Here is a 16,482-nt window from a genome sequence, read left to right on the forward strand (position 1 = left end):
GTTGTTTACATGAGTTACTTTGAAGCCTTTATTTTGGCTCTGATTCAGGGTCTGACAGAGTTTTTACCAATTTCCAGCTCTGCGCACTTGATCCTGCCTTCTGCCATTCTTGGTTGGGAAGACCAAGGTTTGGCCTTTGATGTTGCCGTTCACGTTGGTACGTTGATGGCGGTGGTGATCTACTTCCGTCAAGAAGTGATCACGCTTTTCCAAGCGCTGTTTGCCTCGATCTTTAAAGGTGATCGCAGCAAAGAGGCCAAACTGGCATGGATGATCGTCATTGCAACGATCCCAGCCTGTGTGTTTGGCTTGTTGATGAAAGACATCATCGAGGTTTACCTACGTAGTGCCTACGTGATTGCAACCACGACTATCATTTTCGGCTTGCTGCTTTGGTGGGTAGATAAAAATGCAGAGCTAGTGGCTGATGAATACCAAACGGGCTGGAAGAAGGCTCTGTTTATCGGTATCGCTCAAGCACTCGCGATGATTCCTGGTACTTCACGCTCTGGTGCGACAATCACGGCGGCACTTTACCTTGGCTTCACTCGTGAAGCGGCGGCACGTTTCTCATTCCTAATGTCTATCCCAATCATTACTTTGGCGGGTGGTTACCTAGGTATGAAGTTGGTGACAAGCGGTGAACCAGTACACGTTGGCTTCCTGTTAACGGGCATTGTGACTTCGTTTATCAGTGCGTACATCTGTATTCACTTCTTCTTGAAGATGATTTCACGCATGGGCATGACACCATTCGTTATCTACCGTCTGATTCTAGGTTTTGGCTTGTTTGCTTTCTTGCTGACTGCTTAAACTCAATCCGAATGAAAACGCCCGCTTTCTACAGCGGGCGTTTTTGTTTGTCTGTTATGTACTTATCGGTTTATTTTCCTAGCGTAACTCTGACTGCTTCAACGCGACGCTTCTCTTGTTCATCACGAATTGCAGGGCCTTTGAAGCCGTCTTTAATGATCGCTTGTACATCGACAGATGCCGCTGCTTGGTAAGCTCGCATAAACAACTCTGCTTGCGGGTAAGGTTGGTCTTCTAGCCCCTTTCGACCCGCATGATCGGCTTGGCAACAGATTAAAATATCTTGTAAACGTTCTGATTTACGCCACACATCAAACTTGTTGAGGATCTTGATGATGGTTTGAGGCTTGAGTTCAGCTGCTCGATGGATGTTAGAGTGCTGCTCGCACACCATTAGTGCTAAGTCACGAAACTCATTAGGTACGCGTACACGGTCGCACAGTTTTTTAATCAGTTTTAACCCTGTATGGCAGTGCATTTTATGACTTGGCCATTCGTTTTCTGGCGTGACGCCTTTGCCTAAATCATGTACTTGCGCAGCAAATCGAACCGGTAGTGAATCACTTAGCTTCGCTGCCTGCTGTGCCACCATTAAGGTGTGAATGCCCGTGTCGATTTCCGGATGCCATTTTTCTGGTTGAGGTACACCAAACAGCGCATCAATTTCTGGCAAGACAACGGCTAATGCACCGCAATCTCTTAAAACGGATAAAAACACGTCTGGACGAGAGGTAGAAAGCGACTTGTGCCATTCCTGCCAAACACGTTCTGGCGTTAGCGTGCTTAGCTCGCCGGATTCGGCCATATCGCGCATCAGCAGCATGGTTTCCTCTGCGACACTAAAGCCCAAGTGCGCTAACTTAGCCGCGAAACGAGCAACACGTAAAACACGCAGAGGGTCTTCAACAAAAGCTTGCGAGACATGACGAAGTACTTTTGCATCGATATCTTTTTGGCCGCCATATGGGTCATACAAGTTACCATCTTTATCCATCGCCATAGCGTTGATAGTGAGATCGCGACGGATGAGGTCTTCTTCTAGTGTGACGCTTTGGTCAAAGAAACATTCAAAGCCAGTGTAACCTGTGCCAGATTTTCTTTCGGTTCGTGCAAGGGCGTGCTCTTCTTTAGTCTTGGGATGAAGAAATACAGGAAAGTCTTTCCCGACAGCAGTGTAGCCTTGGCTTTGCATCATTTCTGGTGTCGAGCCGACGACCACCCAATCTTTGTCATAACTGTCGATTCCGAGCAAATGATCTCGAACTGCACCACCAACTAAATAAACTTGCACGGATTACCTCTTAATTTATGGATATGACGTTGGACATTGTAGCAAGCAATGGTACTTTTCTTCACATCTAAAAGAACTTAGCGCTTTGTTTAAGTCTAATAAGGAATATCCCGATTTGATTGCGGGTGGGTTTTAGCTGGAGATCCTAATGTATAAGGACTTTTTCGGGTTTGTTGAACTGCCATTTTCGATTGTTCCAAACTCGCGTTATCTGTATCTGAGCCAACGTCATAAAGAGGCGATTACGCATCTTCAGGCGGGGTTAGGCGATGGTGGTGGTTTTGCCATGCTGACGGGCGAGGTAGGGACAGGTAAAACCACGGTCGCAAAAGCCATGTTGGCAAACTTAGACGAGAACACCAAAGCGGGGTTGATCCTCAATCCAACGTTCTCAAGTCGAGATTTGCTCGAAGCCGTTTGTGATGAATTCAAAGTCACCTATCCGCAAGATGCGACATTAAAGCAGCTTAACCAAGTGATTCATGAGTACTTGTTGAATAATCACAAGTCAGGTTGGACAACCTTATTGGTTATCGATGAGGCTCAGCACTTGGCTGCCGATGTGCTTGAGCAATTACGCCTGTTAACCAACTTAGAAACGGATACACGTAAGCTGCTTAAAGTGCTTTTGGTGGGCCAGCCTGAATTACAGCGCTTGTTGCAAACTACGCAACTGCGTCAACTTGCTCAGCGCATTACTGGCCGTTATCACTTGCTGCCATTGGATGAGAAAGAAACCGCAGATTACATCACGTTCCGTTTGCACACCGCTGGTGGTGATAAGCAGCTGTTTGACCGCAGTTCTACCAAGCTGATTGCCAAATACAGTCACGGTATTCCACGCCTGATTAACTTGATTTGCGATAAATCCCTGAACATGAGCTATTACAAAGGCAATGTGGTCGTGGATAAGCAAACGGTTCATCAAGCGTGTGAAGAAGTAATGCAGTTCCAAGCGGAGATTTATCAGCAAGACAAACCCATTCGCCGCAGTTTTGAGTGGCCGACATGGGGCTCGGCTGCTATCGGTGTTTGCGCTGCTGTCGGTATTGGTTGGGCTGTGATGCAGCAAATGCCTTTGAAGTCGACGGTGAGCACTGCGCCTGTTCAAGTCGTTCAAACCACAGTACCTCAAATCGCTGCGCCTGTAGTGAATGAGCAATTGACCAATGAGCAGCGCAACATGTTGCTAGAACAAAAACAATCGAATCTAGCGGTGAATGAACTGTACAAGCTTTGGGGTTATCGTGCTTCGGTACGTGACAATTTATGTTTGTCAGAGCCTCAATCAACCATGCGATGCGAGCGTAAAATGGCGACATGGCCGTTGTTGGTGCAGCAAAATCGTCCGGTTATCTTAGAGCTCAACTATCAAGGCCAAGTGGGTTATGTTGTTTTGTATGCCATTGGTGATGACAAAGTTGAAGTGCTCAACGGCAGTCAACGCCTTCGTTTGCCTGTTTCTTGGCTTAAACCATTATGGCAAGGCAACATCATTGAGTTGTGGCAAGCGCCGCTCAAGGATACGTTGCGTTTAGATATGGAAGGGCCAGCGATTGATGTTCTTGACCAACTCTTGGCACAGGCAGTGAATGAGCAACCGCTAGGTTCTGATATCTATGACGGCGCACTAAAAGAGCGTGTTGAGTTGTTCCAACGTTGGCAAGGCATTGGTGTTGATGGTATCGCAGGACAACGTACATTGGAGCGATTGCAGCAGAGCGTACAAATGGATGCACCGCAGCTAAAGCAAATTGATGAGGAGGACGCATAATGTCAGTCATGAAGCATGTTGGACTCTTTCTATTGCCAGTGAGCATTACGGCGGTTGGCGCGGCGTGGTATTTGGATCTCTTTGCCCAAGATGCCCCAGAGCCTGTTGTGGTCGAAAAAGCGCAGCCGATCGTTGAGCCAGTAAAACCAGTGGTTAAGCCTAAGTTCGAAAGCTTGAGTTACCCCGAGGAGCCACAACTGGCGCAGTTGCAACGAGATTGGCCGACTGCCGAACTCTCACAAGAGTTTGGGACGTTCGTTGATCAAGGGTATGCCAATAATGATTCGGTTCCGGGTGAGCAAGACTTGTTAGAAGTACCTCAGAAAACCGCGCCTACCAGTCCGAAAATGCAAAGCCATGATGATCTCGGCTTATCACTGGACGATCTTGATTTGTCTTCTTTATCTCCAGATTTAGCATTGAAGGTAGAGAACGCGTTAGCAAACAACGATCAACCATCTGCAGATAATGCATCATCGGCTGATGATCTTGAGCGTGACGCTCGGCAATGGCATGGACGATTACCGGCTATGAACTTGCAAACGCACATGTACTCGAGTGACGTGAATCGTCGTTGGGTGAAGATCAATAACGTTGAGTACCATCAAGGTGATGTGGTTGATGGGCAGATCACTTTGAAAGAGATCCAACCGCAAGCGGTGATCGTCGAATTCCAAGGAGAGAAAATCCGTATCCCAGCTCTCTATGAATGGAAAGGCTAAGCTTCAAACTAAAGCCGTCTTTTCTTCCAAATCACATCTAGCCAGTGAGCTTTTGCCGCTGGCTTTTTTTACCTCTGTAGAGCGGTTAGTTTATCCATTTTAGTGATGCCAACTCAGGGTTCAAAGAAACAAAATATACCTTATGCCTGTCGTTTAAATGACTCCGATACGGCGTACTTATTGATAGGTGTTCCCCAGTCAGTGTTGTGTAAAAAAACGCCATATTGACGAACTTCGCAATAAGCATTGAGTCAACGTTAGACATCTTATAAATACAGGAGTCTATCCGGAACGTATGCGTATTCTTACTTTTTCTTTGAGCTTGATTGCCGCGGTGAGCCATGCCGCAAAGCCAGAACCTTTCCCAATTACGCCAGATAATACTGGTGAACATTTTATGGTGAGTGCAACCAACCCTTATGTCAGTAGTGCTGGCTATTCCGTATTGAAGCAAGGCGGCAACGCGGTCGATGCCATGGTTGCGATGCAAATGGTGATGTCCGTTGTAGAACCAGACATGACGGGCATCGGTGGCGGTACGTTCGCTCTGTTCTACCAGCACGATAAACAAAATTTTCTCGCCTTGGATGGACGAGATGAAGCACCTTCTAGCGCAAACCCAGAGATGTTTGTGGAAAACGGAGAAGTGCTTAGCCGCAATGAGATACTTGGCCCTCGCTCTATTGCTGTGCCGGGAACGCTGCGCTTGCTTTACACCACTCACGAGCAATACGGAAAGCTGCCATGGTCAGAGCTTATCAAGCCTGCTATTGAACTGGCGAGCGAAGGATACGCGATGAACAGCTACACCTATGACATTGTCGTACGAGAGCAAAGCCGACTTGAGCAAGACCCGGAAGTCAAAGCCTTGTATTGGCAAGGAGACGAAATCAAGCCGACGGGCACCTTGATGAAGAACCCGAAGATGGCTGAGACATTGAGAAACATTGCTCAACAAGGTGATAGCTATTTGTATGGCGGTGAGTTTGGTAAGCACATCGTAGACACGGTCAATAGCCGCATTGATGATCAACATGAGAAGTTGTCATTAAACGATTTCAAAAACTATCAAGTAAAGCAACGTGAGGTTATTGAGAGCGATTACCGAGGCAACAAAATCCTATCGTTTGGTTACCCTGCATCCGGTGGTCTGATGGTCTCTCAGAGCCTTGAGTTACTTGAGCATTACGAACTCTCACAAATGGCGAAGACGGACGTTGAGCCTTGGCGCTTAATGACTGAGGCGATGCGCATTGCTAAGGCTGACCGTATCGCGTATGCCGGCGACCCAGATTTTGTCGAAGCGCCAACGGCTGAATTGCTGTCCAAAGAGTACTTAGATGAGCGTCGTGGACTTATTCCAAGTGAAGGGGTAGCAAAAGAAAATCCAAAAGCAGGGCAAGTCACCGCAACACAGTACGCGCAGTACCAAGGTTTTGAGAGTAAAGATACCGGACACATCTCTATTGTCGATAAAGAAGGGAATGCCATTGCCATGACCAGCACGGTAGGCACTGGCATGGGTTCAGGCGTGATGGTTGATGGCGTTATTCTGAATGCACAGATGGCAAACTTTTCACCTCAGCCAACGGTTAACGGTAAACCAACTCAGAACTCGATTGAAGCGGGTAAACGTCCACGTTCTGCCATTACGCCATTAATGGTGATGGACAGTGACGACAACCTGCGTTTAGTGGTTGGTTCTCCGGGCAGTTCACAAATCCCGGGTTATGTGTTGAAAACCGTGGTTGGGGTGCTGGATTGGAACTTATCAGCGCAAGAGGCCATCGATTTGCCGAACATCCAGTACGGCACCAAAATAGACCGCACTAAGCCTTATGACCCGACGGGCTTGCTGGTGGAGAAGAAAACGTTCGCAGAAATGCTGGTGCCGGAGTTTATGGAACTTGGCTACCCAGTACACGTGATTCCAGTTGTAAGTGGTTTGAACGCCATTGAGCTAAAAGATGGCAAGATTTACGGGGCAACGGACAGACGCCGAGCATCCAGTTCAATGGGTGAGTAACAAGACCCCTACTTAACAAGCCAACAAAAAAGCCAGTCGAGTACGACTGGCTTTTCTTTATCTATTCAGCTGAAGGCAATTATGCCCAACCTGCTGGCGATTTCTTTCTGCGAGGAATCAGGTGTGGCAGCACCAAACCAAATAGCAGACCAAGACCTGCAACACCACCACCGTAAGTGAAGTACTTCAGTAGCATGTCGTCTTTTTGCGTGTCTAGCTTCGCGCGAAGTTCGCGGTTTTCTGTTTCAACAGAAGTAAGCTGGTCGCTGATTTCAGAGTATTTCTTCTCTAGATCAGAAATCTGTTGGTTGCGTGTTTCTAGTGATGTCACTAGACCCGCTTTTTCGGTGTCTGAGTTCTGGCGTGCGTTTGCTAGTTGCTCTTTCACTTCTTTCAGCTCTTTCTCTACGCGAGGAAGGCGAATTGCCATGCTTTCTTGGTTCGTAACAAACTTGCTTTGCACCCAGCCTGTACGGCCACGAGCGTCACGGATTTGTGTGTAACCCGTGTCTTTGTTTGTTTGAAGAAGTTGTACTTTAGAGCCTGCGTTAACACTGCCCATAATGCGGTAAGTGTTGTTTGGACCAGAGTGCATAAAAGTGAATAGGTCATCAGAAATATAACGGTCTGCCGCTAGTGCCGCTGGCGCTGCTAGCAAAGTAAACAAAACCGTGATGATTAGTTTTTTCACAGTAAATCCCTTAACGATTTTCTTGGATACAGCTTTGGCACCGAATTATTGGAGCCGGAAATAGACGAATATTATGCAGTTTCAAACTTCGGTGCAACAAAGAAGGGAGGCAAAGCCTCCCTTTCTGTGCGTTTGAGTCAATAATGACAAAGCGCTTACATTGTATTGACGGTGTTTACTCTTACGAGAACATCGCTTGGATGCCGTAGAAGAATACTACTGCCAATAGTGCGCCTGCTGGTAGCGTAACGATCCAAGATGCAACGATGTTACGAACCACGCCTAGGTTAAGTGCTGCGATACCGCGAGCGAAACCTACACCTAGAACCGCACCTACTAGAGTTTGAGTAGTAGAGATAGGTAGACCAGTACCTGATGCTAGAACTACTGTACATGCTGTTGCTAGCTGAGCTGCAAAGCCACGGCTTGGTGTTAGTTCAGTAATACCAGTACCAACGGTAGCCATAACTTTATGACCTAGCGTTGCTAGACCAACTACGATACCAAAACCACCTAGAGGAAGAATCCACCATGCGATTGTGCTTTTCGCTGTAACTTCACCCATGTGTTCAACCGTTGAAACAACGGCAGACAGTGGACCGATCGCGTTAGCTACGTCGTTTGAACCGTGTGCGAATGCCATTGCACACGCTGTGATAACCATTAGTACGCTGAAGATGCCTTCTACGCCAGCAAAGCTGCGGTCTTCTTCGCGGTTCGCGAATTTCTTCTGAATGTAGAAGTAACCACCTGCCATTACTGCAGCAGAGACGATTGCTGCCCACATCCACGCTTCACCATTACTTAGGTGAAGGCCAACGTGTTTCAGACCTTTCTTAATCGTTACAAGCGCAATCACCATAGTCGTGATGAACATGTACACTGGAACGAAACGTTTCGCGTTGAATAGTGGGTTCTCAGTATCAAAGATCAGACGCTGTGCGCTGACAAAGATAACGTAAGCAAAGAAGCCTGAGATAACCGGAGTAATAATCCAGCTACCGACAATACCTTGAACACTGCTCCAGTCAACTGCTTCTGTACCTACAGACACACACGCAAAACCGATGATTGCACCGATGATTGAGTGAGTCGTTGATACAGGCCAGCCCATGTAAGAAGCAAGTAGAAGCCAAGTACCAGCCGCAAGAAGCGCTGACATCATGCCGTAGACAAGAATGTCAGGTTGGCTAGCAAATAGAGATGTTTCGATAACACCTTTACGGATAGTGTCGGTTACTTCACCGCCTGCAAGATATGCACCCGCAAATTCAAAGATCATTGCAATAATGATCGCTTGTTTAACGGTAAGCGCTTTTGAGCCAACAGATGTACCCATAGCATTAGCAACGTCGTTCGCGCCAATACCAATCGCCATCATGAAACCAAAAATCGCTGCAACAATAATCAGGACAGTGCCGTAGTTCGCAAGGATATCCATCGTAATACCTAGTTGTTTTATAACAAGCGGAGCAAAATTTTGCGCGCGTCAGCCCATAAGACGGTGAAAATAGTCATCGTCCATCTGACACGCGTTAGTAATGCTCTTCGTTATGTCGTTAACTTATGTTTTAAGATCGAGATAGCATGACTTCCAAACGAGCACCTACGCGCTGCGCTTGGTCGGCAATACCACCTACCCATTCAAGAATCTTGTACAAGAACATGACATCGATAGGATTCATGTCAGCTTCAATCGCCATCAGTTGTTGGCGAAGTTCAATCTGCATTGCATCGGTATCATCTTCAATAACGTCCAACTGATGAATCATTTCAGCAACTAGCGTTACTTCACGGCCTTTGAAGCCGGTCTCTAGAAGTTCATCAAGTTCGTTGATCACTTTTTGCGCCTGATCAGCCGCATCAAGACAACGTTGAACGTATGCGAGGAAGTTTGGTTGGAGAGCCTCAGGAATGACAAGTTGTCGACCATATACACGGCCAGCAATGTCTTTTGCCAGGTTAGCAAGTTTGTCTTGTTGAGTTAGAAGCTCAAGCATGTCAGTACGATCGACTGGCATAAACAAACCGCGAGGCAGTTTTAGACGGATTTCACGTTTCAGCACGTCCGCCTCTTTCTCTAGGTGAGAAATCTGAGCACGGATTTCAGCTGCTTTTTCCCAGTCACCCTTTGAAGAAACTTCAAAGAACTTAACCAGGTGTGAACAACATTCGTTGACACACACAACGTGGCGCTGCAAAGGCTTAATTGGGGACTTTGCAAATAACCCCATAATTGTATTTACTGGCATGGTCATTCAACCTAATAACTATAACCTTAAAAAAACATACACCATTTCTTGGCGAAATGTTGAACGATGGCTATAAAGGCGCGCATGTTAACGCATTAAATCGCTCATTAAAACTGTTTTAGATCATCATTCGGGTGATATTTCTTTCTTGCCGTGTGAGAAATTAGGCAATATCCTGTTTCTATCTGCTTTGAAAGGTATAGCTATGGAAACCGAGATAGAACTGAAGTTTTTTGTTTCTCCTGAATTTTCAGAAACTTTAAGAGCTAAAATTTCCGAAACAAAAGTACTTCAGCACAGTAGTCGTGACTTAGGTAACACCTACTTTGATACCGCTGATAAATGGTTAAGAAAGCACGACATTGGTTTAAGAATTCGCCGTTTTGATGATGTTTTTGTCCAGACTGTAAAAACAGCAGGACGCGTTGTTGCTGGCCTTCATCAAAGACCAGAATACAATGCCGAGCACACCAGTAATGAGCCGGACCTCACGCTTCATCCTTCTGATATCTGGCCAGCAGGTAAAGATATCGCAACACTGCAAGCGGAGCTGAGGCCTCTATTCTCTACTAACTTCACTCGTGAGCAGTGGCTGATTGGTATGCCTGATGGCAGCCAAATCGAAGTTGCGTTCGACCAAGGTGCCGTGATTGCCCAAGGTGAAGACGGAGAAGAAAAGCAAGACCCTATCTGTGAAGTGGAACTTGAACTCAAGTCTGGTCAAACAGATGCGCTATTTACCCTTGCTCGCAGCCTATGTGAAGCGGGCGGTATGCGTCTAGGCAACTTAAGCAAAGCGGCCAAAGGCTACCGTTTGGCAAGTGGCTACACGGGTGATGAAGTGAAACCGCTGGCATTGGTCGACAGCAGCAAAAACGACACCGTGGAATACTGCCTAATTAACTCATTAGAGCATGCATTAGCACACTGGCATTACCATGAGCAAATCTACGCAGAGCGTGATTGTGTCGAATCACTAAGAGAAATAGTCAACGCCATTCGCTTTATCCGCCAAACGTTCACTATCTTTGGCAGCATGGTGCCACGTCGAGCAAGTGCGATTCTGCGCCAAGAAATGAAATGGTTGGAAGAAGAACTTGAGTGGCTCGATGAGCACGCACATTTAGAAGAGCTACTGGACGATAAAGGTAACGTGCTGCGTAAGCTGGATGCACGTAAGTTCCTTGTTTCTGAGTTAACTCAACAACTGGGCGAGCTACCAAGCCGTGAAGAAGTGCTAGAGCTGCTAAGTTCTGCTCGCTACACGGGTTTGCTATTGGATTTGAGCCGTTGGATCTTAACGCGTGGCTGGCAGCCATTCCTTGATGACAAAGCGCGTGAAAAGATGTCGAGTAACATCCAACCGTTCTCAGTGAAGCAACTAGATCGCACATGGGCTGAGTTGATGGAAGCTTTCCCGGCTGAGCGTGATTTGTCAGCACAAGAATATGTCGATCAACGTTACCGTCTGCTGCGTAATCTTTACACTGGTATTGGCTTCGCGAGTTTGTACGATGCAGAAGAGCGCACCAGCTTCCGTCTACCTTGGGCGGACTTAGTGCATGGCATTGACGACCTGCTCATGCTCAACCATTTGCTGCCATTAGTTGGCATGTTAGAAGGGGAAGAGCAAGAACAGTTAGAGCGTTGGCTACATCGCCAAGAGCGCTCCATCTTGCACGCGATGGATCAGACTCGCGCTATCAGCGTGGAAGTTGAGCCCTACTGGCAAGAATAAGATGACTACAAAAAATAGGACCTTGAAGGTCCTATTTTTTTGTCCGTTGTTTCTGTTCATTGAGTTCGTTTTCGATGGATTGAAGCCTATCTAGTATCTGCTCCTGCCTATCCAATACTTGTTCCAACAGCTTTTCTTTATTCTTCGAACGGTTATCTTGCTGACGAGTGGGAGCGGTCAGGAACGAGGTGATTAAACCTGAAATCATACCGAAGATACCAACACCACATATGATGATCAGCACGGCAAGCAGCTTACCTCCCGTCGTCACTGGATAATGGTCACCATAGCCAACGGTCGAAATAGTCACAAAGGCCCACCACAATGCGTCTGTTCCCGTCTGAATGTTGGCATCAGGATTCTGCCCTTCAATAAACAGCATCGCACTAGAACCTAAAGTAATCAGTACCACCATTAACAACAGAATGGACGCTAATGTGGTTTCACGACGGTTTTGCTTGAGCTGGAAAAGAATGAACTTGGAAGAGCGTAGTACCAGAATGACGCGCAAGATATGGAATAAGCGAGCGAAGCGCAAAGGCTCAACCATTGGGATGCTCGCCACAAAATCGATCCAGTGGTGCTTAAGAAACAACTTGCGATCTGTGGCTCGGATCAAATCTATAGTGAGCTGCAGTATAAAAATACTACAGATTATAAAATCCAGACCGATAAAGACTTGACGGGTTTCGTGATCAAGCGGGAAAAACAACAGGCCAGAGATCACAAATAGCGCCATGAAGGACAAGATTAGTGATAGCAACCCCATCGGTTTAGTGCTGTCTTTGATATCATAGTTTTTCATACGAAGCTCGAAATAAATCGCGCAACCAGAATCAAGCGCGAGCATAACTATAAGTAAGATAAAGACTATATAAGACTCGGTGGAGAACTGACAATGGAAAAGCTGGCATTTAAGCCGTGGGAAAGGGTGATATCCGACATCAAGCTCGTTCCGAAAATGGTCATGTTGATGGTATTCAGTACCATCCTGATTGTGGCAAAACAATTATGGGACGCGAGCACGTTCTATAACTCATTATTGGCGGCAACACAGAACGAGCAAGTTGCCCAACAACATTACGAAGCCTACCTAACGCAAGTGGCGTGGCAAACCGCGATACTCATTGCTGTGTTTGTGGTGTTATTGCTCGCCGCTGCTCGTGTCATGCTGCGTCAAACACAGTACTTGAATGATGCAATCAAGTTGATGGCAAGCAAAAATCTGTCTGTGCCATTTGGTATGGATTGTAAAGATGAGTATGGCGATGTCGCCCGTGAGCTAGAGAAAACGCGTCGTCAGCTGCATGATGTGATTCAAATGCAGATCAATGCTTCTGATGAGCTTTCTACGCTGACGGAAGTAATGACGCTCAGCATGTCAGAAACCAAAGAATCAGCACAAGAAGAGTTCAACGAGATCGATCAGCTAGCAACCGCAATGAGCGAGATGTCATCTACGGTTCAAACGGTAGCAGAGCACGCTCAAACGGCATCTTCTCTTACCGAGCAAGCGTCGACTCAAGCTGTGACTGGTCAGCAGTTCTTACAGAAAACCGTGTCTAAGATGAGCGAACTGTCTTCTGATATCGCTTCTTCAGCAAGCGCGGTAAACCAAGTGGAAGAGCGTGTTGACGCAATCGGCAGCGTGGTTGGTACCATCCAAGGTATTTCTGAGCAAACCAACTTACTTGCTCTGAATGCGGCAATTGAAGCGGCGCGTGCGGGTGAAGCGGGTCGTGGCTTTGCAGTAGTAGCCGATGAAGTTCGTAACCTTGCTCAACGCACGCAGCAAGCAACGGTAGAAATCCAAGAGATGATCACTCAGCTTCAAGCGAGCGCAACCTCAGCGGTAGAGTTGATGGAGAAGAGCGTGGTTGAGGCGGCAGAAGGTGTTGAGCTGGTTTCAAATGCTGGCACTGAGCTTGACGGCATTGTTGGTCAAGTGACGCAAATTAACGACATGAACTTCCAGATTGCAACGGCATCAGGTCAGCAAAGCAGCGTCGCAGAAGAAATGAGCCAGAACTTAACCAATGTTCGTGAGCTTGTGGAAGCATCGGTCGTGGTGGTCAGCGAGTTGCTAGAGACCTCTGAGATGATGCAAAACAACGCAGAAGAGCTCGACAAGAAGATTAAATCTTTCGAAGTCTAGTTTCAGCAAGCTTTGATAAAACGCCCACAAACCTTTTGTGGGCGTTTTTATTTGTGCCAACTCTGGTATAAAAGAATGTATACCTCTCAAACCACAGTGCTTTTCACACAAGGAAGAAAAATGCAGCTGCCTTCGTCACTGATTTCTGTCGCGGATTCTGCGGTTCAAAACGCCGAGCAAGCGGGATACTTTCAACAATGGCCAACCGAGATTGCTGAGCAATTTCGTTTTGTGTCTGGGTTAAGTAAGTTCATAACCGAAGCGATTCATCGTGATGAGACACTCGCACAAAACTTGCCAAGCATGCTGGCAGAAAGCAGTCGACAACAAGCTTATCGTACACGCCTCGCCGATCTCTTAGCTGAATGCCAAGATGAAATGGCAGGCCACCGTGTGCTGCGTCAGTTCCGTAACCGCGAAATGGTCTACATTGCGTGGAAAGACTTTACCCACACTTGGATACTAGAAGAGTCGCTCAGTCATTTGTCTCAATTGGCCGAAGCGATGATCTTCGAAACTTATCAATGGCAATACAAGATTTGCTGTAATGAGTGGGGCACGCCAACCAATGCCGAGGGTGAAGCGCAACCTATGCTGATCATCGGAATGGGTAAGCTTGGCGGTGGTGAGTTGAATTTCTCTTCTGACATCGACTTGATTTTCACATACCCAGAAAACGGTGAGACGCAAGGTGCGCGCCGCAGCATTGCCAACGCGCAGTTCTTTACCCGTTTGGGTCAACGCATTATTAAAGCACTCGACCAACAAACCTTTGATGGCTTCTGTTACCGCGTGGACATGCGTTTACGTCCATTTGGTGAAAGTGGTCCGTTGGTGATGAGCTATGCCGCGCTCGAAGATTACTACCAAGAACAGGGAAGGGATTGGGAACGTTACGCGATGATCAAAGCGCGCGTGATGGGCAGTGAAATGTATCCGCAATATCAAGAGTTGCGCCAGATGCTGCGTCCGTTTGTTTTCCGCCGTTATATCGACTTTAGTGCGATTCAATCCCTACGCCGCATGAAATCCATGATCAGCAGTGAAGTGCGCCGTCGTGGTTTGAGCAATAACATCAAATTGGGTGCGGGCGGCATTCGTGAGATTGAGTTTATCGCTCAAGTGTTCCAGTTAATTCGTGGTGGTCGCGAGCCATCTTTACGTGGTCGTGGCCTGCTAGAAACCTTGAATGCCATTGGTGAGCTAGGTCAGCTCACGCAGCCAGAAGTCGATAACCTTGAAGCGGCTTATAAGTACCTGCGCCAGTTAGAAAACCTACTACAAGCGATGGCGGACAAGCAAACGCAAACCTTGCCTGATTGTGAAGACGAGCAGCTAAAACTTGCTACTGCGATGCGCTTTGATAGCTGGGATGCGCTCATTGCTCAAACCCAGCTACACATGGCGAACGTGCACAAGGTGTTTGAAAGCTTGATTGGTGATGATGAAGAGGACGAAGCGGAAGCCGTCGCTCGTCATTTCCATGAGTTGTGGGACATGGCGACTAAACAAGACGTGCTTGAACACGTTCTACAAGAGGACATCAAAGCTGAGAACCCAGAACACTTGGCGAAAACCATCATGCAGTTCAAAGCAGATTTGGCGAAGAAGACGCTTGGGCCACGTGGGCGAGAAGTGTTGACCAAGCTAATGCCAAAAGTCTTCGATGCAGTATTTGCCCACCCAGATGCGCAGTTTGGCTTGCCGCGAGTTTTGCATTTGCTGCATAACATCTGTACACGAACAACGTACCTTGAGCTGTTGGATGAACATCCGGCTGCGTTAGTGCAATTGGTTCGCCTATGTACCGCTAGCCCAATGATTTCTGAGCAGCTATCGCGTTATCCAATTCTGCTTGATGAGTTGATCGATCCTCAGCATCTGTACAACCCAATTCCACTCGATAGCTACCGAACAGAGCTACGTGATTTCCTTGCCCGCATCCCAGAGGATGATATGGAGCAACAGATGGAAGCGCTGCGCCAGTTCAAGCAGATCTGCATCTTGCGTATTGCCGCCGCGGACATTGCTGGTGTACTTCCTGTGATGAAAGTGAGTGATCACTTAACCTACTTGGCAGAAGCGATTGTGGAAGCGGTAGTGAACCAAGCTTGGTTACAAGTGTCGGAAAAATATGGCGAACCAACCCATGTGAAAGATCGAGAAGGTAAAGGTTTCGCCGTGATTGGTTACGGGAAAGTTGGTGGTTGGGAGCTGGGTTATAACTCAGACCTGGATATCGTGTTCATGCACGATTGCCCAGTGAACGTCTACACCGATGGTAAGAAAGAAATCGATGGTCGCCAGTTCTATCTTCGCTTAGCGCAGCGCATCATCCATATTTTCTCGACCCGCACTGCATCAGGCATTCTGTACGAAGTGGATACTCGCTTACGTCCATCTGGTGCTTCGGGGTTATTGGTTAGCCCAACCGATGCTTTTGATGACTATCAACACAAAGATGCATGGACATGGGAGCATCAAGCCCTTGTTCGTGCGCGCATGATTTATGGTGATGAGCCTTTGGCTATCGCCTTTCACAACATCCGTCATGATGTGTTGTGTAAACAGCGTGACCAAGACGCGCTGAAGAAAGACGTGGTCGATATGCGCGAGAAAATGCGTGACCACTTGGGCGGGAAAAAATCCGGTCGCTTTATGCTTAAGCAAGACAACGGCGGTATTACCGATATTGAATTTCTCGCTCAATACCTTGTGCTCAACTACAGTCACAGTAAGCCGAAGCTGATTCGCTGGTGCGATAACGTGCGTATTTTTGAAACCCTGATTGCACAAGGTGTCATGGAAGAAGATCAAGCGATGCAATTGACGCGCGCATACACATCAATGCGCGATGAGATTCATCGTCGAAACTTGCTCAACTTGGATGCCGATGTGGCGGAAGAGAAATTTGTTGCAGAGCGAGAGTGGGTGAAGCAAGCATGGAATCAATGGTTTGCCTAAGCAGAAGTAGTGCACAAGGTTCAGCCTAGAAAAAGGCTGTGTTAAACTCACCACGA

The 16,482-nt window shown here is 47.2% G+C and carries 12 protein-coding genes; 7 read left to right on the top strand and 5 right to left on the bottom strand.

Features of this window, described 5'->3' with window-relative positions; translation table 11 throughout:
* Positions 1-9 precede the first annotated feature (9 nt).
* Positions 10-813, top strand: a complete 804-nt coding sequence (locus tag KIT90_RS07110; protein WP_005436046.1) for an undecaprenyl-diphosphate phosphatase — start codon at positions 10-12, stop codon at positions 811-813.
* A gap of 70 nt (positions 814-883) precedes the next feature.
* Here the strand turns inward: KIT90_RS07110 and KIT90_RS07115 are convergent, their stop codons facing one another.
* Entirely contained in the window at positions 884-2,104 is a 1,221-nt protein-coding gene (locus tag KIT90_RS07115) for a multifunctional CCA addition/repair protein (protein ID WP_285376014.1), read from the bottom strand.
* A 148-nt stretch (positions 2,105-2,252) separates the two neighbouring features.
* On the opposite strand from KIT90_RS07115, the gene KIT90_RS07120 reads away from it, so the two are divergent.
* The 3 genes from KIT90_RS07120 (at position 2,253) to ggt (ending at position 6,626) form a co-directional block, all read left to right on the top strand.
* Positions 2,253-3,878: an ExeA family protein gene (locus KIT90_RS07120; protein WP_199453186.1), complete on the top strand. Its 1,626-nt coding sequence runs from the start codon at positions 2,253-2,255 to the stop codon at positions 3,876-3,878.
* Positions 3,878-4,600, top strand: coding sequence for a general secretion pathway protein GspB (locus KIT90_RS07125; RefSeq protein ID WP_005436050.1), 723 nt, complete (start codon positions 3,878-3,880; stop codon positions 4,598-4,600). The genes KIT90_RS07120 and KIT90_RS07125 overlap by 1 nt, the downstream gene beginning before the upstream one ends.
* Positions 4,601-4,895: 295 nt before the next feature.
* Positions 4,896-6,626, top strand: coding sequence for a gamma-glutamyltransferase (gene ggt / locus KIT90_RS07130; RefSeq protein WP_285376017.1), 1,731 nt, complete (start codon positions 4,896-4,898; stop codon positions 6,624-6,626).
* A gap of 79 nt (positions 6,627-6,705) precedes the next feature.
* Here ggt and KIT90_RS07135 read toward each other — a convergent pair whose 3' ends face one another.
* The 3 genes from KIT90_RS07135 to KIT90_RS07145 form a co-directional block, all read right to left on the bottom strand.
* Positions 6,706-7,317, bottom strand: a complete 612-nt coding sequence (locus KIT90_RS07135; protein WP_005528771.1) for a TIGR04211 family SH3 domain-containing protein — start codon at positions 7,315-7,317, stop codon at positions 6,706-6,708.
* A 181-nt stretch (positions 7,318-7,498) separates the two neighbouring features.
* Entirely contained in the window at positions 7,499-8,758 is a 1,260-nt protein-coding gene (locus KIT90_RS07140) for an inorganic phosphate transporter (RefSeq protein ID WP_005431976.1), read from the bottom strand.
* Positions 8,759-8,888: 130 nt separating this feature from the next.
* Complete coding sequence (locus KIT90_RS07145; RefSeq protein WP_005431974.1) at positions 8,889-9,569, bottom strand: TIGR00153 family protein; 681 nt, start codon at positions 9,567-9,569, stop codon at positions 8,889-8,891.
* Positions 9,570-9,774: 205 nt separating this feature from the next.
* On the opposite strand from KIT90_RS07145, the gene KIT90_RS07150 reads away from it, so the two are divergent.
* The gene (locus KIT90_RS07150; RefSeq protein WP_285376020.1) at positions 9,775-11,307 is read left to right on the top strand and encodes an inorganic triphosphatase; all 1,533 of its coding nucleotides are present in this window, start codon (positions 9,775-9,777) and stop codon (positions 11,305-11,307) included.
* 31 nt (positions 11,308-11,338) lie between these two features.
* Here the strand turns inward: KIT90_RS07150 and KIT90_RS07155 are convergent, their stop codons facing one another.
* Positions 11,339-12,157, bottom strand: a complete 819-nt coding sequence (locus KIT90_RS07155; protein WP_285376021.1) for a potassium channel family protein — start codon at positions 12,155-12,157, stop codon at positions 11,339-11,341.
* Positions 12,158-12,205: 48 nt separating this feature from the next.
* Between KIT90_RS07155 and KIT90_RS07160 the strand changes: the two genes are divergently transcribed.
* Both KIT90_RS07160 and glnE read left to right on the top strand, forming a co-directional pair.
* Positions 12,206-13,462 carry a methyl-accepting chemotaxis protein gene (locus KIT90_RS07160; protein WP_009707755.1) on the top strand — a complete coding sequence of 419 codons (1,257 nt, stop codon included), beginning with the start codon at positions 12,206-12,208 and terminating at the stop codon, positions 13,460-13,462.
* Between the two features lie 120 nt (positions 13,463-13,582).
* The gene (gene glnE / locus KIT90_RS07165; RefSeq protein ID WP_285376024.1) at positions 13,583-16,426 is read left to right on the top strand and encodes a bifunctional [glutamate--ammonia ligase]-adenylyl-L-tyrosine phosphorylase/[glutamate--ammonia-ligase] adenylyltransferase; all 2,844 of its coding nucleotides are present in this window, start codon (positions 13,583-13,585) and stop codon (positions 16,424-16,426) included.
* Positions 16,427-16,482 lie beyond the last annotated feature (56 nt).

This window comes from Vibrio sp. B172a (assembly GCF_030248355.1).
In the GTDB taxonomy this organism is placed as follows: domain Bacteria; phylum Pseudomonadota; class Gammaproteobacteria; order Enterobacterales; family Vibrionaceae; genus Vibrio; species Vibrio owensii.